The sequence below is a fragment of the Dysgonomonas termitidis genome (assembly GCF_054657735.1).
Genome location: NZ_BAAHYD010000002.1, coordinates 2,101,513 through 2,120,615 on the forward strand (window position 1 = coordinate 2,101,513; position 19,103 = coordinate 2,120,615).

Genomic DNA, 19,103 nt, shown 5'->3' on the forward strand with positions numbered 1-19,103 from the left:
TACAATATGATAATAACAATGTCTCCGGCGAAACTCCAGGATTTTGAATCCCCGGTTCCCGTAAAAGAAGCTACTACTCCGCTTTATGCCAAAGAGGCGAAAGAATTGTATAAGTCGATGGAGGGTATATCCGCGCAGGAGATAGCTTCGTTGATGAGTATCAATCCGCAGCTGGCGCATAATGTGTATCAGTATATCCATGCATTTCCTTTGGCTAAGACTCCGCAGCGGCAGGCAATATTCGCATACAATGGCATTGCTTATAAGGGACTTGATGCAGAGACATTTTCGGATAAGGATCTTGATTTTGCCCAAAAGCACCTGGTACATATATCAGGTTTGTACGGGGTGCTCCGGCCACTGGACCTGATAAAGCCATACCGTTTGGAAATGCAAATTCCGCTGGCAAACAACAGAGGTAAAGATTTGTATGCTTTCTGGTCAGAAACGATCAGTAAATATTTGGCGAAGCAGATGAAAGCCGATGACAATATATGGGTTAATCTGGCATCGAAAGAATATGCAAAGGCAGTGAACCGCAAACTCTTGCCAAAAGGGCATAAAATGATAACTCCCATATTCAAACAGCAGACCGGTAAAGGCTATAAGCAGATTGTGGTGTATGCAAAGAAAGCACGGGGAATGATGACCCGTTTTATAATTCAGCATCAGATTAAAGATATAGAACACCTGAAGGGGTTCGATTCCGAAGGATATGTTTTTGCTCCGCAGTTATCGGACGATAAGGAATGGGTGTTTGTGAGGTAAATGCATTTCAAAATTTGGTTATGCCGATTTTTAAATCTTGAAACTTCTTGCTACCTTTGCGTTGCGATAAAAATCACAATTTAAATAGTAAATAAAGATGAAAAAAGTAGTATTGATTCGCCACGGGGAAAGCGTTTGGAACAAAGAAAACCGCTTTACGGGATGGACTAACGTAGACTTGTCGGAACAAGGAGTTCAGGAAGCAGTAAAAGCAGGACAATTGCTGAAAAAAGAAGGTTTCAACTTTACTCTGGCCTATACTTCATACCTGAAAAGAGCCGTTAAAACATTGAACAACATCCTTGACCAAATGGATCTGGACTGGATTCCGGTTGAAAAAACATGGCGTTTGAATGAGAAGCATTACGGTATGCTTCAAGGCCTGAACAAAGCCGAGACTGCTGAAAAATATGGTGACGAGCAAGTATTGGTTTGGAGACGTAGCTATGATGTGCCTCCTGCACCACTGGAACCGACAGATCCGCGTTCGGCTTCGCAAGACCCTCGTTATGCATGCGTGCCTAAAGCATATATTCCTGAAACTGAAGCATTGAAAGAAACAGTAGAACGCATCTTGCCTTACTGGCTGGAAGTTATCTATCCGTCGTTGATGTGTCATGATGAAATTGTCGTTGCTGCTCACGGAAACAGCCTTCGTGGTATTATTAAATATCTGAAAGGTATTTCCGATGAAGATATCGTAAGCCTGAACCTGCCTACAGCAGTACCTTATGTATTCGAATTCGATGATGATTTGAACCTCGTAAAAGACTATTTCCTTGGCGATCCGGAAGAAATCAAAAAGCTGATGGATGCGGTTGCTAATCAGGGAAAGAAGAAATAAATATAAAGAACTTATATAGAAGGAGCATATATTATCGAAAATATATGCTCTTTCCTATTCGCTAAGTTAGGAAAATAAAAACAAAATCACTATCTTTGCCCCGCTTTTATAAGCCCGTACGTGTGATGGGAATGAGGAAGCAAATCCTTGATTTGAGTAACACATTTAAAATTAAAAAATGAAAACATTTGAACTAAAAGGCGAAGCCAGAACAGACATTGGCAAAAAAGCAACTAAAGCTTTCCGTAAAGAAGACAAAATTCCTGCGGTTATCTATGGGGGAGAAAAAGCTGACAAAGCTATCCTTTTCACAGTGACAAACAGCGATGTGCGCAAATTGATTTACACTCCTGAAATTTACCTTGTAGACCTTACGGTAGGGAAAGATAACTATAAAGCAATATTGAAAGATGTGCAGGTACACCCTGTTACAGATGAAATTCTGCACCTTGATTTCCTTCATGTATTCGAAAACAAACCGATTACAATCGATGTACCGGTAGTACTTGACGGACTGGCAGAAGGTGTTAAGGCCGGGGGTAAATTATCTCTTGACCTGCGCAAACTGAAAGTAAGAGCTCTTTACGATAAAGTACCGGAAAAAGTACATGTTGATGTTTCAGGCCTTGCATTAGGAAAATCTATTCAGGTTGGAGAACTTCATTTCGAAGGACTTGAATTGCTGAATGCGAAAAATGGCGTTGTTTGCCGTGTTCAGTTGACTCGTGCAGCCAGAGGTCTTGCGGCTAAAAACGGCTAATAGCGGATAACTATAGAAATATAACGAATGAAATATTTGATTGTCGGACTGGGTAATATTGGTCGAGAATACGAATATACCCGCCACAACATAGGATTCAGAGTATTGGACGCTTTAGCTAAAGCGTCCAATATTGTTTTTGCAGACAGGCGTTACGGTTTTGTGGCGGAGATGAAGGTAAAAGGGCGTACGCTTATTCTGTTGAAACCTTCCACATATATGAATCTCAGCGGTAATGCCGTGCGTTATTGGATGAATCAGGAAAAAGTTCCTGTCGAAAATGTGTTGGTCGTTGTGGACGATCTGGCTTTGCCGTTCGGCTCTTTGCGCCTCAAAGGAAAAGGCAGCGATGCCGGACATAACGGGTTGAAACATATACAGTCGATCTTGGGCACACAGGAGTACGCGCGCCTGCGATTTGGCATTGGAAATGATTTTCCGAGGGGCGGACAGGTCGATTATGTTCTGGAAGACTTCTCCGATGAGGAAGAGAAAGAGCTTCCGGCTAAGTTGGAAACCTGCGGAGAAATCATCAAAAGTTTCTGTCTTGCAGGGATACAAAATACAATGAATCAATACAACAGCAAATAGAATATGAAATTGTGGAAATATAGTGGTGTATTCTTAATGATAACAGGAATACTACATGTAGCCATAGCCATATTGGAAGGGAAAGAAACTCTTGTCGCAATACTCAAAGACGGATTCGATTCAATCGGTAGCGACGTACTGAGGAATCAGGCTTTCTGGTTTCTTATATGTGGTGTAATCATTATATTTTGGGGGCAAACACTCCATTTTTATATAAAAAAGACGCGGACTCCCCTCCCTTCATCTTTAGGCTGGTCACTCTTGATCATTTCACTTGTGGGTTGTTTCTTTGTTCCGGTTTCCGGATTCTGGCTTTTTATACCCCAGGCGTTAATTATGATACTAGCCAGTAGAAACTCAAAGGCTATAAATTCAGAGCAAAAATGAAAGAACCCAAAAACGAAGTTCGTATAGATAAGTGGTTGTGGGCAGTTCGCTTGTTCAAAACACGTTCTATTGCCATTGAAGCCTGCAAAAAAGGACGCATAACGATCAGGAGTGTAACCGTAAAGCCGTCTCGGATGATAAAAGCAGGCGATATAATAGAGGTTCGCCGTCCGCCTGTAACCTATTCGTTTGAGGTGCTGGCCCTTTCCGAAAACAGAATGGGTGCAAAGCTCGTTCCTGAGTTTATGCGCGATGTAACCCCTCCTTTGCAACTGGAGATATTGGAGATGTCCAAGATGAGCGGATTTGTAGACCGCGCACGCGGAACAGGCCGTCCGACAAAAAAAGACCGGCGCGAACTGGAGCAGTTTACTGATGATTATTCTTTCTTCGATAACTGGGACCTGGAAGAAGAAAGCTGACCTTATATTCGCATACAAAACAGGCATGTTATCCTATCCGGGATAGCATGCTTTTTTTGATAACTTTTCTTCAAAACACATTGTAATTCTATTTTATTCCATATCTTTGTTTTTGTATTGGTGTTACAAGTCTGCATTTGCCGGATGCGTAATGAAAAGGGAATCAGGTGTAAATCCTGAGCAGTCGCGCTGCTGTAATCTCTATTCAGTAAACAGTTAACAATGTTTCTGAAAAAAGTCTTTAAACAATACCAAATACCACTGTTCGTCATCGAACGGGAAGGATGTTTAAAGGAGGAGTAAGTCAGAAGACAGCCTAAGAATTTAGAGATACATTGACTTTTCTACGAATAACAATCTGAATAACAATTATTTAATCATATAGCCGTAACGCCGGACTAATAGCTTAAAACTGTTAAAATGTTAAATTTTACTGGTTTTTAATCCTTTTGGTTAGGCCTTACCTATTCGTTAGTACCTTTTTCATGTAGGCAATTTTGAGACTACATAAGGGCACTTAAAACGAATTAATATGTATTCAGTAAATTTTAAAGGCAAAGCAAATACAAAGAATCCGGAACTGGTAAGGATAGAAATGATTCTGTTTAAAACCGGTTACGCAAGGATTCCCAAAGTATTATCAATCACAGGCAAAAGAAAAAGCTGGAACCAAAATGCCCAGTCTTTCGCAGGTAATACCAGTGAAGAAACGGAAAAGAACCAGCTTCTGATGGCTATAAGGCTAAAGTATCTTAAAGTTGTGGAGCAGTGGGAACTGGAAGGGGTTGATTGGTCGCCAGTCCAGTGGTCTCATTATTTTGATATAAATACAACTAAAAAAGAGGTGACAAAAGTAAAGAGTGTTTCCGTATTTTTGGATGAATTGATCTTACGCTTTAAAAATACAGAAAGGATTAAGAATGGGGGGATAATCAAAGGTTCATCAAATTTCGAGTTGTATTTATCGTTAAAGAACAGCCTGGCTGAATTTACAAAGAAAACATACAACCGGAGTTTCCATACTTACTTCTTTCCTGATATAGATGAAAACTTTTTCAGGGATTATGCATTTTTCCTTCAAAAGAAGGGGCTGGAACAAGGCAATAAGGGAGGTATCGTCAACCGCCTGAAATCGTTAAGGGCAACCATTACCCATGCCGACAAGGCAAATATCCCCGGCGTGAACAAAGGCGCATCTGTCGTTGTCCAGGATAAAATGCGTATAGGAAAAACAACGCCTAAAACCATTGATTATAAATATATACAAAAGATAGAAAGCTTAGACCTAAGCGGTTATTCAGAAAAACAAAGGCTGAATATAGATGCCTTTCTTTTTTCTTTCTATGCAGGCGGCATGAGTCCTATCGATGTAATTTATCTTACCCATAAATGCTTCAATGAAGGTAAAATCGTTTATGAACGGATGAAGACGACAAAAGAAGCCCGGATGCCGGTATTAAAAAAAGCGGTTGATATTATCAATAAATATAAAGGGCAGTGCTATGGTGATTATGTTTTGCCAATCCTTCAGGCCAGGCATCAGACGGAAACCCAAAAGGTTCACAGGGTAAGCGGATTCTCAGTCTGCGTAAACAAAACCCTCCGTAAGGTTGCAAAAAATATCGGATATAAAGGGAAGATAACATGGAACTCTGCACGGGGAACATATATATCAAAACTTATAGACGAAAAATATCCTGTCGAACTGGTTGCTGAACATGCGGGGAACAGCCCGGATGTTATATACAAACACTATTACATTGTAACCCAGAGGGAGGAACTTAATAATAAATTGGATTCTCTTCTGTGAATGTCCCTGCTGGCATGCTTACAGATAAGAAATACGGCAAAACTATCAGCAGATTTGCCGTATTTCACTGGTTTATCTCACATTATTTGATATCCCGGTTTTTCCATTTCGCCTTACGGCGTTCCTGTCCTAACATTCTCTTCCTGGCCAATTGGCGGGAGGAGTAATACAATCTCTCTTCGCCACACATTCTATCATATTCCTCCAACTTCAAATTGTCGAGGTCTTCCGGTTCAATCGCAATATCAGGATGAACATGTCTAAAATAATATCCACCCGTTGAAATATACTTCCCTAAGCAACAAAAAGATATTGCCTGTAAATTACAAAAACTTAACTCGGAAGCAGCGTGTAAAGAACGGACTATAGCTATTAATACTTTTGCATTGTTAAATATTAAGACCTGCTTAGGCTCTTTATAAGGACTCTTTCTCATAATTATTTATATCTGCTTTTTATTGGTTTTAAATGAATTTCAATCCTGTTATTTTTCAAAATATTTTCAGCGGCTTTGTATATAGGTAACTCCTCTATACCGGCAGCTTTAAGCGCAGTCATCATAATATGGTCTTCTACCAGCAGGAGGTAGTCCTTGTCCGGCATAGATATCCATTTATCCAGTTCTGATTTTAATTTTGCCATATGTTCTTGTTTATTTGTTTTTTTACTCAGTAATTTCCCGTCAGGAGAAAGCGACCTGGCCAGTCACTGCTGCCCCACACGTAAATAATACCTTGCGGACACTGTACTATTTGATTTAATTAACCTTGAATTGTACAATTCACCGGCAATTTCATCCATGCTGTATCCGGCTTGTTGTAATAATAAGGCTTTGCGGGACGCCGGCTTTATCATGCCAAGAGCTTCTACTATATCATCTGAAAAGAATTGTTTGTAATCATCAGTCCTTAGGTCTCTGAAGTAAACCTCTTCATTCTCATCCGATGGTATTTGCAGGTTTTCAATATCAATGAAATTCATTCTTTGGAATTTTGTCCGTGAGCGTCCAATTATCCGTGTAATAATGGTATATAACCAGGGCCGGATATGCAGTAAGGGATTATAAGTATCAATAGCCTTGAAAATCCGGAATAATACTTCGCTATAGAATTCTTTACATTCATACTCCGACCTGGAGTGTTTTAAACATACCCGGTAGATAAAATCCTTTTCCGGTAATACATATTTGTTGAATAATTCTGTTTTTGATTGTTCAATATTCATAGATGTTGATTTTAAATTTTTGTAATAAAACTGTTTTTTATAATTATCATGAAAAACAGACTAAGAGGAGGGCCTCTATTCCTGATAAGCATTTAAAATCTTATTTAGGTGTTAAAAATATACGGAAGAATGATGAATAAGCCTGTGAATATTAGCGGTGTGGCAATATTTGTAAATATAGACAATGAAAAAAACAAATTTATTTTACAAATAATTGCATCCTGTCTCCTAACCTTATATATTGAAATAAATCAAATTCAAATATGTACTCAATAAATTTTAAAGGAATTTTTCATCCCAAAAACAAGAAGATGGTCAAGGTAACTGCGATTTTTCATCAAAGCGGTTATTGCAGGGCAAAAAAAGTACTAAACATTACCGGGCTTTACAAAGAATGGGATCAAAGTAAGCAGACATTCAAGACCCGGAATGCTGAAAACCAAGTAAAAAACAACCTCCTCTCAGAAACGAAACTAAAATATCTGAAAGTAGCGGAAGAATGGGAACTGGAGGGTAGAAGCTGGACGCCGGCCCAATGGTCAAATTGTTTTGATACCCCGGAGGTAAAAACAAAAAAAGTTAAAATCCTGTCCGTTATCAGAATGATCGATGAATTGATCGACGAGTTCGGTAAAAAAGAAAGGTTCAAAAATGGGGAGATCATAGGAAGTTCCGCTAATGTAAAAGAATACAAACTGCTTAAAAATTCATTAAGTAATTTTACGAGGGACAAATATAAAAAAGGCTTTTCTTCTTATTATTTTACAAACCTGAATGAAACATTTTTGAATGATTATACAGTATACCTTCAAGTCAGAGGAGCCGAAAAAGGCAACAAAGGCGGTGTGATCCAAAAGCTGAAGAAATTAAAAGCGGTATGCAATTATGCTTCACAGAGGCAAATACCTGGTGCAACTACCGGAATATTCAAATGTGTCGATCAAAAAATGAAGACAAACAAATTTATACCTAAAACAATCCCTTATTATGTCATACAGGAAATAGAGCGGATGGATAAAAATGGCTTCACAAAGAAGCAGTTATTCCATATCGACCTGTTCCTTTTTAGTTTTTATGCAGGCGGGATAGGTAATACGGATGTCGCCCACCTGAAAAAAGGCTGTATCAAGGATAGCTTTATAGAATATGAAAGGAGCAAAGTAGCAAAAGACGCCAATGTTCCACTCGTAAATAAGGCCGAAGCTATAATAAGGAAATATATATCCGCTTCCTACCAGGATTATGTTTTTCCTATCTTTACCTATAAACATCAAACTAACCTGAAAAAAAAGAACAGGGTGGAAAGTATTTCCTTACGAGTGAATAAAACCCTCGAAAAGGTAAGGAAGAAACTGGATTATAAAGATAAAATAACATGGTACTCCGCCAGGGGGTCCTTTATAACCAAAATGCTGGATGACGGTTTCCATCCTGTCCAGGTCGCCGGATATGCAGGCAATAGTCCAGATGTCATATATAAGCATTATTATAAAGCGACGAACCAGGATGAGGCACGGACCCGGATGAACAAAAATTTACAATAGGAAAACGGGATTAGCTACCTTTCAGCTAATCCTTTAATTTCTTTATCGCTTGCTTTTAGTTTTAGCCTTAAATTTATACAGATACGGAGCCCTGTGGGATCTTCCGTCATACAACTTGCCTAATCGTTCCAACAGGTTCGAGCATAACATTTTCCTTTGGAAATTAGCGCTGACGATCTTTTTCTGGAAAACCGCTTCATACAGCCCCTGCAACTCCTTTAAGGTAAATGTCTTATTCAGCAGGTTGTACGCAATCGGCTTTTTATCCATGTCTTCCTGCAATTTCAATACGGCTTTCCTGATAATATCCTTGTGGTTGCATGTAAGTTCGGAGATATCCCGGATATCGGCCCATACTAATTTAGATGAGAATAAATCCTGCGCCGTAGGGAATACTTTGAACCTGTCGACTAAAGAATAATAACAGACCGATACTTTCCTGGCGTTTACCCAACTGTCCTTCGGAACCTCAATACCGGATAACCGTAACATTTCCGAAAAGATACTTTCGTTTGCCTGTCCGGTTTCGTCCGATACATGGAACTGTTCATTGTATAATATATCCTTTAATTTGAAGCACTGTTGCAATATACGTAACGATGCGTCATCCATTGTTTCATCCTTAAACACATATCCCTCAGGCAAAAAATAACAGCAGCCTTCCCCGGTTTGGAGTAAAAGTACCTTTAAATTATTATTGTAAAAGCTGAATACCACAGTATTTATCAGTATCTCTGACAGAAATGTTCCGGATGCCGTTTCGAGAAATATATGTACATCTTTACAAACAGCCCTATTATCAGTATATTCCATTGGTTTATTTCGTTCCATTTGTCAAACATAGCCATATAAGCATAGTTTTGCCTTCTATCTTTAATACGTGGTACGTGGCTGTTTTACCCATAAAATGCTATATTGGTATCTTCTCCTGAAAATGAATGCCCATTACTATCTACTAGTTATAGATTTACATGCATAAGAAGATTAGTATGTGTATGACTATTGTTTATTCATAAGTTTTTTCTACTCAAAAATTGTCTGTTACTCTTAATCCTTGTTTCATTTTCTTATATCTGATCAGCGCTTCTATATAATAGTAATCAGCATAATTAATTGACGCATCCATTTCCGATTTATTCGGCCAGTGCCCTACCGAATGTAACAGGAACGATGGTTTACAATCCCTGCTTTGATATTTATCTGACGACAACTCGATAAGCATACTAATTGCAGCAGTTTTATATTCTTTTGCTTTTTGTGGATTATCTTCCAATTGAGATAGTTCCAAAAGTTCCGAAGCAACGATTGCCGCAGCCGAGGCATCACGTGGCTCGTTCGGAATATTCGGTGCATCGAAGTCCCAGAAAGGTACATATTCGTCTTTTGGTAACCTGTTTAAATAAAGATCTGTTACATTTCCGGAAGCGTCCCAGGCGATATTACCCCCGGCTAAAGCGCCCGCCCCGGTGGATTCCAGCCTCCACTTAAAACCTCTAACCCCGTTCGAGCCTATCGTAATAGCACCCGAAGCCCCGGTATAGGCCCCTGATGTATTATTTTTGGTTCCCCTGAATATAGAATCCGCATCGATGCTCCAGCCGCCGATCTTGCCTTTGGTTACATTGAGTGTCAGGGCGTCTATATTCGCTGCTGTGATAAGGGAGGCTTTGAGCGCGTCTACATTTAATCTGGCGGTATCGATTGTTCCGGCTGTTATCTGCAAAGCATTGATGGTGATGGCTTCGATGGTACCGGCCGAAAGCGTTCCGGTAAATATACCGGTGGAGCCGATATAGGTCAGCTTCGTGGCCCAGCCCTCATTGTTTGCCTTTGCGGTGATAGCATCGGCTACCGCGCGAGCATCGGTAATGCGGCCGTCCGTATCTTCCGGAGCGGGCGACCAGTCGGCGGCTTTCGTTCCCTCCACCAGCATGGGAAGGGCCATGTTATAGGTCACACCGGCTGTAGTCGCCCCGAACAGCGCCACAACTGATGTGGGAATCTTGTTCTCCAGTTTGACAAGCTGCCAGGAGGTCCCGATGGGAAAGTCCGCTGCCTCGGTCCCACCGGTACGGATGCGCAGGACAGTCTCTTCGGAGGCTTTCACATACATACAGAAGCTGGCCGGATTGCACTGCCTGATCGCATTGAAATAGGCCCTGCCTGTGTTTGCGTTACTCCCGGTCACCGTGGTCTGCGTAATCTTAATCGTATTATAGCCCTGGTATTTGGTGGCGGTATCCAGCACCGCCGCCACGCCGTCGGTCACAATCACCCCGGAGAGGCTTGATATGGCAAAGGCGCTGTTTTTGATATAGTTGCGGGTGCCGATCCGGATGACGTTCACTTTGGTCGCAGCATCAGTAGCCGCGGCATTTACAGCCTCCGTTTTGGCTGTGGCGATGGCGCTGGTCCAGTTCAGTGAAACTTCCGAACCGAATTCGATTTTCCCGGTGGCGGCATTGTAACGGGTCACCTGGTTGCCGTTTCCCAGTTGTACGCTGCCGGTATTGTCGATGGCGAAGGTTTTCACTCCGGCCCGGAATCCATAAATACCATCGATGGTTTCGGTGGCAATGCTGCCCGAAGAGTTTTTAACGGACAGGGGGAAACGCCCGATAGCTGTCCCGGTCAGCGTGCCGTCGGCATTTTTTACCCCGGCAAACAGTTTGGGGGTAATAACGGAGTTTGTTCCGATAACCGTCTTATTCGTATTCCAGTCGGCCACCCAGTCCAGCAGGTTGGCGTCTGCGCCATCCTTGCCGGCAGCTCCCGCTTTGGCTTTCGACCAGGCAAATGAAAGGCTGTAGGTGACGCCGGCTATGGTAAGGGGTATGGTAATGATACCGTTATCGGGAAGGTTGGCTGTATTGGCCGCAACCGTATAGGTGATGGTCTTGTCCGTATTGTTTACGGTAACCGCAGAGAATCCCGCAGGCTTGCTTATAGAACCGATGGTAAATGCCGTAAAGTCCGTATCCCCCTTCATTACCTTTATTGCCGATGTGACGGTTACGGCATTCAGTACCGTCCCATTGCTTGCCGCTGCAAACACGTAGCTGCTTACCGACTGGTTGATCGTATAGGCATCATTCAGGATTTGTATATTCACCTGCCCGCGGGCTATTAGTTGTCTGGCCATTTTTTACCGTTTTATATGGTAAAGAATAGGGAAGGAAAGGATTCGACGTTTAATGGGATCTTATCGGAAAGATTTTGGTTTTAAAATAAATAAGGCTTTTCCCCTGTATTTTAAGTGGAAAAATTTATATGGATGAGACACAAAACAATTGGTTGTGTATTTTAAATTATCATATGCAAACTTCGAAAGGCAAGGGGAATTAGTTACCTTGTGCTAATTGAGAAAATTATAAATTATGATGCAACCGGAGAACTTTCCTTGAAGCTGAAAGAATCAGGTATTACAGTGAAGAGTTATAAGCCTCAAAAAAGGCAACCATATTCTCAAAATATCTCTATATCAGGCTTATTACTTATTTGTTCCAACTCACAATTTTAAGCTTCGCAAAGTACAACTTAACATAGGCTGGATCATTTTTGTTTCGAGTTATGAAATTTCTTCTTTAAAAAAAATACCAGTATATGTTATTTAACATAACTGAAGTCCGTTTTATTTTTGTAAAAATATATTAAATTTATCCTAAAATTTAATATTAAAGAACACTTGTCAATTCGAATATTTAATACATAACCAATCATTAAGACAACATTCTGCCAAATGAAAGTAAAAACATTAACCCTCTTAATGTCCGCAGGCTTCGTATTGCCTGTTTGCGGGCAGTTGAACAGCCTCCACAATCATCTCCGCCCCGGCGATGTGTTAATTAAGCAACAGGTTGAATATGTTGATCCCGGCGGTTCCGGGGGAAACAAAACCTGGGATTTCAGCAAATTGAGAACTATCAACGATGAGTACACCCTAACCTATGAATTGCCGCCGCTGGAAGGCGACTCGGTCTATATCGTGGGGACTAAACGTTACGAAAAGAATAAAGTATCGGACAATGAGTTGATAGTGGGCACGGAACACAACACAATGTACTATTACCGTTTAATAAATGACAGTTTGCTACAGCAAGGCCATGAAAACCCTTCGGTCAAGCTGGCGTATACCTCCCCGATGGTACTGATGCGGTTTCCGTTGAACTACGGTCAAGCTGTTTCGTCTGCTTATAAGTCGGAAGGGCTGTATTCGGGAACGGTGAATATTCGCACACAGGGAACCATGATAACAAAGGCCGATGCCTACGGAAAAATGATATTACCTTCGGGCGATACCCTTAGCCCGGTACTAAGAGTTAAGACCATACAAACCATCTTTGATATACCGGATGAAGACAGTTATACAACGGAAGAAAACACAAATATTGGCAAACAGTTGGAGACCTGCCGCTGGTACAGCAAGGGTTACCGCTATCCTGTTTTCGAGACAATCAGGAATATCAACCTGGCTGACAGTACGGAGATATTTTCAACAGCTTTCTTCTTTCCTCCGCAAGACCACCTGTATTTAGACACTGACCCTGAGAATCAGGCTTTATTGGATGAATTGTGGAAAGGGACAGAAAGTGATATAGTAAACAAGGAAGTAAAGGTAGTCACCCTTGAAGATATAATGGTCTGCAAGCTATATCCGAATCCGGTAGAATCGATGCTGAATGTCGAGTATGAATTGAAAGAGGATGCCAGGGTATCGTTTGAGTTATACTCTATTGAGGGACTGCCGGTAAAGAAGATTACAGCTAAAAGCAAAACGGCGGGCAATTACTATGAGAATATTGATTGTTCAGGCTTGCATCCGAAGAATTATGTTCTCCGAATCACTGCGAACAGAGTGTTTGTGAATGAAGTCGTGATTAAAAAATAAATATACTTATACCTTATGAAGAAAATATCACTATTTATCCTTTTTATAGTATCTGTTTGTATGTCTGCACAAGATCCCGGTTTAGATTATAAGATCTCCTCCCGTCAATTATCACCGCAGGCATATGAATTTGCACGATACGGGAACATACCGGCAAAACATTTTGTAGGAGAAGTTGATTTTTCGGTTTCATTATATACATACAAGGACAGGGACTTTACCATACCAATTACTTTACAATATAATGGGAATGGATTTATGCCCAATAAAAACGAAGGCATGATCGGGCTGGACTGGTCTTTAAATGTCGGTGGAGCTATAACCCGAAATGTACATGGGGTTCCTGACGAGGGCGGGGATCTGGATGTATTGGGAGTCTTAAATGCCTCTAAAAGTAATATCTATAATTATGCCGTTCCTTTTAACGATAAAATAATAAGTTCCCCGGTTGAAAATATAGCGAACGCCCCGTGTTCATATACGGCTCACCGAAACACAAGCATCTCTAATAACAATTATGGAGAGTTATGTCCCGATGGCTTCAGCTTTTACATGCCGGGTCATTCGGGAAAATTCAATATCGGCTGGGACGGAAAATCACAGGTAGCAGGAAATAAACCCTATCAGATAATATTTAGTGACTATTTTCACTCAACATCAGCATCAGACAGATATATTACTATTGTAACTCCTGATGGTTATCGGTACATCTTCGGAGGTCAGAACGAAGCGGAAGAAACATCTACTTACTTTCCTGACCAATCAAATCTTGCAAATCAGAAAACTATTAGAACGGCTTGGTTTCTTCGTAAAATAGTGGCTCCTAATAAGAGGGAGGTAGAATTCATTTATAAGTCAGTAGCTCCCCCTGATATGGGGAATGAATATACTCCATCATATAGATTTGGACATCAAAGCCTTATTTTCAAGAAGAGTTTTAAAAGTATAACAGCAGGTTCTCCCCAAATAGAAAAGACAAGTTTAACAGTTAACTCTTTTCTATCATTAGAGAATGAGGAGTATTTGACTTATGAGTTAATTAGACAGAGTTCTCTCGACAAAATTATTATTGATAAAAAGACTGTGATTGAGTTTAGTTATAAGGAAAAAGAAAAAACGTTCTATACCGATGCTGAAATCCCGCAGTCTTTGTATCGCAATTTCAATAAGAAAAATCTGCAAATGACAAATATTGCGATTAATTATAACAATATCTTATTAAAAAACATATCCTTCAAGCAAGACTATCTCGGAACGTCTGAAGCTAGTCGTTTGTTTCTGACCGGCCTGACATCAGGGGATGAAAAATATTCTTTTGACTATTATAACTTGGACAAAATACCTAGACCCTATTTACAGGGTATCGATCATTGGGGGTATTATAATGGCAAACCGTACCTCATACCAGAGATGAAGATAACAATGGACGGAATGAATATTATTATAGACAGCGACAAGCAGCGCACCGCTAATGAAGAATTGGGTAAGGTGGGTATGTTGCGGAGGGTCTTATACCCTACAGGAGGCGGAAGTATCTTCCATTATGGGCTGCACTATTGGGATTATCAGGTTCGCCGGGGATATAGTACACAGGAAGAGGTCTCCAACAGTTTTCCGGGACAACCATTTCCCCATGAAGTAGGCGGTTCCCGAATAGATAAAATAGAAGATTTCGATGATAATGGCAATATTGTGAATGTTAGAGAATTTACTTATAATAAGGGTGTATTGTTGTATTATCCGAATTATTTGAGAAAAATTACTGCAGGTATAAATGGAAGTAATTATGTCAATGCAGATTTTTATACGAATGCAACAGGATCTAGCGTATTTCCGTCAGAGAAATACATACAATACGCTGAAGTTATCGAAAAAAGCTCGAATAATGGCTCTGCTGTTTATCGGTTTACATCCTACCTTGATCCCGAAAACAGGGACCAGTTTAATATCACTCCGACCTCATACCAAAAAGTGCTCATTGATTCCTATGCAACATGGCCTCCCATCCTTGATTTCAAAGGGGATGACCGTTCATACCGTAGAGGGTTGCCAATTGAGAAAGCATATTATGACAATGAGTCAAAAGTCGTCTACAAAGAAGAAACTAAATATGCCATTCAGAGTTCATCGGGGCAAAACTATATAATGGCTTTAAATCGTGGTAACTTTTTAACAAGTAAATACAGAATAGAGAACTATGCTTACCTTCCTGTTGAAACCAAACACTACGATTACCGTAATGGCATCCCCGTAATCTCTACCCTGCAAACAGAGTATAATGAAAAATATTTGGTAAAAAAAGAAACAGATGTTGAGAATGTATTGGTTACTGAATATAAATATCCTCATGATTTGAGGACTACGAGTCCCTATGGTGATATGGTAAATTTAAATATGCTGACACCCGTCCTTGAGAAGAAGGTTAGTAGAGCCGGAGCGATGCTTTACGAGCATATAATAAAATATTCAGGAAATAATTTCAATGGAAATATCCTTTATTTACCGTCTGCCACTTACTCAAAGAACAGAGGAGAAGCAGCAGGTACGCTTCATACCAGTTTCAATAATTATGATGCCTATGGTAACCCTGTGGCAGTTACGGGTAAGGATAACATCAGTAACGTATATTTGTGGGGGTATCGCGGCGTATATCCTGTAGCCGAGATAAGAAATGCAACTTATGCGCAAGTGAAGACAGCACTGAATAATGCTTTGCCAGAATCGTTATCCTTAGCTGAAGTACCTGATATGACCATTGTTGAAAGCTTAAGGGACCATAGCGGCTTAAAAGATGCACACATCACCACCTATACCAATAAACCGTTTGTCGGGATGTTAACTGTAACTGCTCCGGACAAGACAATCACATATTACGAATACAATAATTATAATAGGTTGAGTGCGATAAAAAATCATTCGCAGGAGAAATTAAGTTCTTATTTATATAACCTGACTCCTACAATACCAATAGATATAAAAATGAATGTAAATGCAACTTATTCTCTCAGGTATCCGGTGAACTTTGTTGTCGAAGCAGGAGGAGGTTCCGGTCAGTTTAAATACAGCTGGTATATTAAGGATAATTCAGGGAATGTCTTATCCAGCCTGTTGGATGCAACATCAACAATCTTCTCGTATAAATTCAGTAACCCGGTTAAAGCATATATAACATGTATAATAACCGATATACAAACAGGGAAATATCGGGAATTTACCAAACCATTTGAAGTTATTATTCCTCCTGTGTCAAATATCTCATTGACATATAATGACTTCTATGTAATGCATACTACCAATACATATAATGTGTATATAGATGGCGGTTCCGGCGAGTTCACATATGACTGGTATATAAAAAATGCTTCGAATCAAAGTATAGTTGCACAACAGTTGAACAGCTCATCCAATACTTTCAGCGCCATATTAACCCAAAAGGGAATAATGAACCTTATATGCAAAGTAAAGGATCTTAAATCGGGGCTTAGTACAGAAAAGACAGTTTCTTTCACGGTCAAACCGATGGTTTTAACGTTATATGTCGGATATTCATTTAATATATCTGATAAATCGAATATGTCGGTAGATATAACAGGCGGCTCCGGTAGTTACCAATATAGCTGGAAAATGACGGACGTAACCACCAATATCGTATTAAGTCAAAGCACCGATGCCAGATTTGTTACTACATATACAAAACTTGGTGACATGAAAATATCCTGCACAGTCAAAGATATCGTAAGAGGCGATACCGAAGAAATATCAAGAACGATCAAAGTGGTTCCGCCTCCTATACAGTTTACCAATATCATAACATCGAATAACTCTTCGAGCACAAAGGTAATAACAGCCGATATAGACTGTTATGAAGCAACAAATCTCAGGTTTACAATCGGCTTCGGTGGTTCTTCGGGATCGGCCAGTTATAAGATAGGACCTTCTTCCTATTCAAAAAGCAGTAATGGCTCGGAAACGGTAAATATCGCATTCCCTAAAGGAAAAAGCACAGTGGAACTGAGGCTTTATAAATCGTCGATGGGTAGCGCAGGTGCCTGGATAACGATAGATGCTGTTAACAGTGGCAACAATACCATTGGAATAGACCGTGTTTTAAATATCAATATGTAATAGGAATTATCAAAACCAATAAACATATACTTATGAAAAAATATATACTACTTATCATATCAATAATAATAGTTGCTAATATAGCAGCGCAAGACCAGACAGTTACAGGTAATCTGCGGGTTAACCATAGTATAACAACAAAAGCCGATATATATGTAGGAGAGTTTGAAGTCCCTGGTAAAATGGGGTTAGGCTCTAAGTTATATTTTGGAGGAAATGACTTTAATACAGATTTTATTTGGTTAGCAAAATTCGTGAGTGAAGATAAAGCACGGACAGAACTTAGAGTAAATATTGGAGATGATTCTGGTATATCCGACAGATTCGTTGTCGGTAATATAAAATGGGATTCAAACAATACATGGAAAGACTGGTTCATTGTGACTGAATTTGGTGTTGGTATTAAAACATCTAATCCCAGTTGCGCCCTCGATGTCAATGGTACTATCCGATCTAAAGAAATGAAGATAGAAGCCATTGGCTGGTCTGATTTTGTCTTCGATGAAGATTATAATCTAAGACCTCTGCCGGAAGTTGAAACCCATATCAAGGAGCATAAACATCTTCCGGAAATACCTTCAGAAAAAGAGGTATTGGAAAACGGAGTTAATGTAGTGGAGATGCAGGCAAAATTGCTACAGAAGATTGAAGAGCTAACCCTCTATGTCATTGGACAGGACAAGAGAATAAAAGCGTTGGAAGAAGAAAGCAGGCTTTTGAAAAACGAATAAAACATACAATAATGAGAAAAATAACTTTATTAATAATTGCGTTACTTGCAATAGTAACAATCGCCTTTGCTCAGAATCAGACTATAAATGGCAATCTCCATGTTGCCAACACTAGTGGAGGCAATTTACGTATAGGTAAGGTTGGAGATATCGGTAACAAAAATGTACCTGTAGGAGGCTTGACAGCTCAGTATAACTTTGATTTTACTGGTTACAGGGATGTGGTCACAGACCAGATTGGGGCCCGTATTGCAGCATTAAGATTTAATAAATATCAGGAAGGAAATGCCTTAATGCAGAAGACTGCGTTAGCTTTTTATACAAATTTATCAGGAACAAATGCAGGTGCCACCGACCTGGTGGAACGAATGCGCATCACTCCGGAAGGTAATGTCGGCATCGGAACTGTTAATCCTGTTGCAACTCTTGACGTGTTAGGTACAAATGGCTCAAGCGGTAATAAAAACTTCAGAGTCTTATATAAAAATGGAGGAGCTCTAACCAATACAGAATTTTCAGCATTAGCAAGTATTCCATCTTTATTAGCAGGTGGAAATAATAGTTGGACAGCATTATACGCGAAACAGGGGAGTGCTAATAAAGCAGGAGTATTTGAAGGAGATGTTTTTATTACCAATAATGTGGGTATCGGCGTTACCAACCCCACATCCAAACTCGAAGTTAACGGCACTATCCGTGCCAAAGAAGTAAAAATAGAAGTCACAGGATGGGCAGACTTTGTTTTGGGTAAGGATTATGATTTACCAAAACTTTCGGAAGTAGAAAATCATATAAACGACAAACAACATCTGCCAGGTATTCCATCGGAGAAGGAAGTATTGGAAAATGGCGTCAATGTTGTAGATATGCAGGCCAAACTTTTACAGAAAATAGAAGAATTAACCCTATATATGATAGAACAAGATAAACAGAACAAAGAACTAAAGCAAAGATTAAGTATTCAGGAAACAGAGTTGAACAATTTGAAAAAGACATTAAAATAATATAT

17 protein-coding genes and 1 riboswitch are annotated in these 19,103 nt (G+C 39.9%); of the genes, 12 read left to right on the top strand and 5 right to left on the bottom strand.

The features are described 5' to 3' along the window. Positions 1-6 precede the first annotated feature (6 nt). The 7 genes from yaaA to ACYQ3L_RS12945 all read left to right on the top strand — a co-directional run bounded on the left by yaaA (position 7) and on the right by ACYQ3L_RS12945 (position 5,582). Entirely contained in the window at positions 7-768 is a 762-nt protein-coding gene (yaaA, locus tag ACYQ3L_RS12915) for a peroxide stress protein YaaA (protein WP_380000607.1), read from the top strand. A gap of 97 nt (positions 769-865) precedes the next feature. Further along, positions 866-1,612, top strand: coding sequence for a 2,3-diphosphoglycerate-dependent phosphoglycerate mutase (gene gpmA, locus ACYQ3L_RS12920; RefSeq protein ID WP_380000609.1), 747 nt, complete (start codon positions 866-868; stop codon positions 1,610-1,612). A 178-nt stretch (positions 1,613-1,790) separates the two neighbouring features. Then, the gene (locus ACYQ3L_RS12925; RefSeq protein WP_380000611.1) at positions 1,791-2,372 is read left to right on the top strand and encodes a 50S ribosomal protein L25/general stress protein Ctc; all 582 of its coding nucleotides are present in this window, start codon (positions 1,791-1,793) and stop codon (positions 2,370-2,372) included. A gap of 27 nt (positions 2,373-2,399) precedes the next feature. After that, positions 2,400-2,963 carry an aminoacyl-tRNA hydrolase gene (pth, locus tag ACYQ3L_RS12930; protein ID WP_380000613.1) on the top strand — a complete coding sequence of 188 codons (564 nt, stop codon included), beginning with the start codon at positions 2,400-2,402 and terminating at the stop codon, positions 2,961-2,963. Positions 2,964-2,966: 3 nt separating this feature from the next. Next, positions 2,967-3,350, top strand: a complete 384-nt coding sequence (locus ACYQ3L_RS12935) for a DUF6463 family protein (protein WP_380000615.1) — start codon at positions 2,967-2,969, stop codon at positions 3,348-3,350. After that, positions 3,347-3,772: an RNA-binding S4 domain-containing protein gene (locus ACYQ3L_RS12940; protein ID WP_380000617.1), complete on the top strand. Its 426-nt coding sequence runs from the start codon at positions 3,347-3,349 to the stop codon at positions 3,770-3,772. Before ACYQ3L_RS12935 ends, ACYQ3L_RS12940 begins: the two co-directional genes overlap by 4 nt. A gap of 101 nt (positions 3,773-3,873) precedes the next feature. Beyond that, a riboswitch (cobalamin riboswitch) is annotated at positions 3,874-4,106 on the top strand. 198 nt (positions 4,107-4,304) lie between these two features. After that, positions 4,305-5,582 (top strand): phage integrase SAM-like domain-containing protein, encoded by a 1,278-nt coding sequence (locus ACYQ3L_RS12945; RefSeq protein WP_459952415.1) that lies wholly within the window; start codon positions 4,305-4,307, stop codon positions 5,580-5,582. 82 nt (positions 5,583-5,664) lie between these two features. Here the strand turns inward: ACYQ3L_RS12945 and ACYQ3L_RS12950 are convergent, their stop codons facing one another. The 3 genes from ACYQ3L_RS12950 to ACYQ3L_RS12960 all read right to left on the bottom strand — a co-directional run bounded on the left by ACYQ3L_RS12950 (position 5,665) and on the right by ACYQ3L_RS12960 (position 6,806). After that, on the bottom strand, positions 5,665-6,018 hold the full coding sequence (locus ACYQ3L_RS12950; protein WP_459952416.1) for a hypothetical protein: 354 nt from the start codon (positions 6,016-6,018) through the stop codon (positions 5,665-5,667). Positions 6,019-6,020: 2 nt separating this feature from the next. Further along, the gene (locus ACYQ3L_RS12955; RefSeq protein ID WP_459952357.1) at positions 6,021-6,224 is read right to left on the bottom strand and encodes a hypothetical protein; all 204 of its coding nucleotides are present in this window, start codon (positions 6,222-6,224) and stop codon (positions 6,021-6,023) included. A 63-nt stretch (positions 6,225-6,287) separates the two neighbouring features. Further along, positions 6,288-6,806 (bottom strand): RNA polymerase sigma factor, encoded by a 519-nt coding sequence (locus ACYQ3L_RS12960; RefSeq protein WP_459952417.1) that lies wholly within the window; start codon positions 6,804-6,806, stop codon positions 6,288-6,290. 311 nt (positions 6,807-7,117) lie between these two features. Between ACYQ3L_RS12960 and ACYQ3L_RS12965 the strand changes: the two genes are divergently transcribed. Further along, complete coding sequence (locus ACYQ3L_RS12965; RefSeq protein WP_459952418.1) at positions 7,118-8,350, top strand: phage integrase SAM-like domain-containing protein; 1,233 nt, start codon at positions 7,118-7,120, stop codon at positions 8,348-8,350. A 42-nt stretch (positions 8,351-8,392) separates the two neighbouring features. Here the strand turns inward: ACYQ3L_RS12965 and ACYQ3L_RS12970 are convergent, their stop codons facing one another. After that, entirely contained in the window at positions 8,393-9,181 is a 789-nt protein-coding gene (locus tag ACYQ3L_RS12970; RefSeq protein WP_459952419.1) for an NUDIX hydrolase, read from the bottom strand. Positions 9,182-9,377: 196 nt separating this feature from the next. Beyond that, positions 9,378-11,492 carry a hypothetical protein gene (locus ACYQ3L_RS12975; RefSeq protein ID WP_380001761.1) on the bottom strand — a complete coding sequence of 705 codons (2,115 nt, stop codon included), beginning with the start codon at positions 11,490-11,492 and terminating at the stop codon, positions 9,378-9,380. A 597-nt stretch (positions 11,493-12,089) separates the two neighbouring features. Between ACYQ3L_RS12975 and ACYQ3L_RS12980 the strand changes: the two genes are divergently transcribed. The 4 genes from ACYQ3L_RS12980 to ACYQ3L_RS12995 are packed head-to-tail and all read left to right on the top strand — an operon-like array spanning position 12,090 to position 19,098. Then, the gene (locus ACYQ3L_RS12980; protein ID WP_380001759.1) at positions 12,090-13,238 is read left to right on the top strand and encodes a T9SS type A sorting domain-containing protein; all 1,149 of its coding nucleotides are present in this window, start codon (positions 12,090-12,092) and stop codon (positions 13,236-13,238) included. Between the two features lie 15 nt (positions 13,239-13,253). Next, entirely contained in the window at positions 13,254-17,363 is a 4,110-nt protein-coding gene (locus ACYQ3L_RS12985) for a hypothetical protein (RefSeq protein ID WP_380001757.1), read from the top strand. Between the two features lie 32 nt (positions 17,364-17,395). After that, entirely contained in the window at positions 17,396-18,094 is a 699-nt protein-coding gene (locus ACYQ3L_RS12990) for a hypothetical protein (RefSeq protein ID WP_380001755.1), read from the top strand. An 11-nt stretch (positions 18,095-18,105) separates the two neighbouring features. Further along, a complete protein-coding gene (locus tag ACYQ3L_RS12995) occupies positions 18,106-19,098 on the top strand; it encodes a hypothetical protein (protein ID WP_380001753.1) in 993 nt (330 codons plus the stop codon). The last annotated feature ends 5 nt before the right edge of the window (positions 19,099-19,103 follow it).

What these genes read in the sequence shown, in the direction of transcription:
- yaaA (WP_380000607.1), top strand. Translation starts at nt 7, where the DNA reads ATGATAATAACAATGTCTCCGGCGAAACTCCAGGATTTTGAATCCCCG.
- gpmA (WP_380000609.1), top strand. Translation starts at nt 866, where the DNA reads ATGAAAAAAGTAGTATTGATTCGCCACGGGGAAAGCGTTTGGAACAAA.
- ACYQ3L_RS12925 (WP_380000611.1), top strand. Translation starts at nt 1,791, where the DNA reads ATGAAAACATTTGAACTAAAAGGCGAAGCCAGAACAGACATTGGCAAA.
- pth (WP_380000613.1), top strand. Translation starts at nt 2,400, where the DNA reads ATGAAATATTTGATTGTCGGACTGGGTAATATTGGTCGAGAATACGAA.
- ACYQ3L_RS12935 (WP_380000615.1), top strand. Translation starts at nt 2,967, where the DNA reads ATGAAATTGTGGAAATATAGTGGTGTATTCTTAATGATAACAGGAATA.
- ACYQ3L_RS12940 (WP_380000617.1), top strand. Translation starts at nt 3,347, where the DNA reads ATGAAAGAACCCAAAAACGAAGTTCGTATAGATAAGTGGTTGTGGGCA.
- ACYQ3L_RS12945 (WP_459952415.1), top strand. Translation starts at nt 4,305, where the DNA reads ATGTATTCAGTAAATTTTAAAGGCAAAGCAAATACAAAGAATCCGGAA.
- ACYQ3L_RS12950 (WP_459952416.1), bottom strand. Translation starts at nt 6,018, where the DNA reads ATGAGAAAGAGTCCTTATAAAGAGCCTAAGCAGGTCTTAATATTTAAC.
- ACYQ3L_RS12955 (WP_459952357.1), bottom strand. Translation starts at nt 6,224, where the DNA reads ATGGCAAAATTAAAATCAGAACTGGATAAATGGATATCTATGCCGGAC.
- ACYQ3L_RS12960 (WP_459952417.1), bottom strand. Translation starts at nt 6,806, where the DNA reads ATGAATATTGAACAATCAAAAACAGAATTATTCAACAAATATGTATTA.
- ACYQ3L_RS12965 (WP_459952418.1), top strand. Translation starts at nt 7,118, where the DNA reads ATGGTCAAGGTAACTGCGATTTTTCATCAAAGCGGTTATTGCAGGGCA.
- ACYQ3L_RS12970 (WP_459952419.1), bottom strand. Translation starts at nt 9,181, where the DNA reads ATGGAACGAAATAAACCAATGGAATATACTGATAATAGGGCTGTTTGT.
- ACYQ3L_RS12975 (WP_380001761.1), bottom strand. Translation starts at nt 11,492, where the DNA reads ATGGCCAGACAACTAATAGCCCGCGGGCAGGTGAATATACAAATCCTG.
- ACYQ3L_RS12980 (WP_380001759.1), top strand. Translation starts at nt 12,090, where the DNA reads ATGAAAGTAAAAACATTAACCCTCTTAATGTCCGCAGGCTTCGTATTG.
- ACYQ3L_RS12985 (WP_380001757.1), top strand. Translation starts at nt 13,254, where the DNA reads ATGAAGAAAATATCACTATTTATCCTTTTTATAGTATCTGTTTGTATG.
- ACYQ3L_RS12990 (WP_380001755.1), top strand. Translation starts at nt 17,396, where the DNA reads ATGAAAAAATATATACTACTTATCATATCAATAATAATAGTTGCTAAT.
- ACYQ3L_RS12995 (WP_380001753.1), top strand. Translation starts at nt 18,106, where the DNA reads ATGAGAAAAATAACTTTATTAATAATTGCGTTACTTGCAATAGTAACA.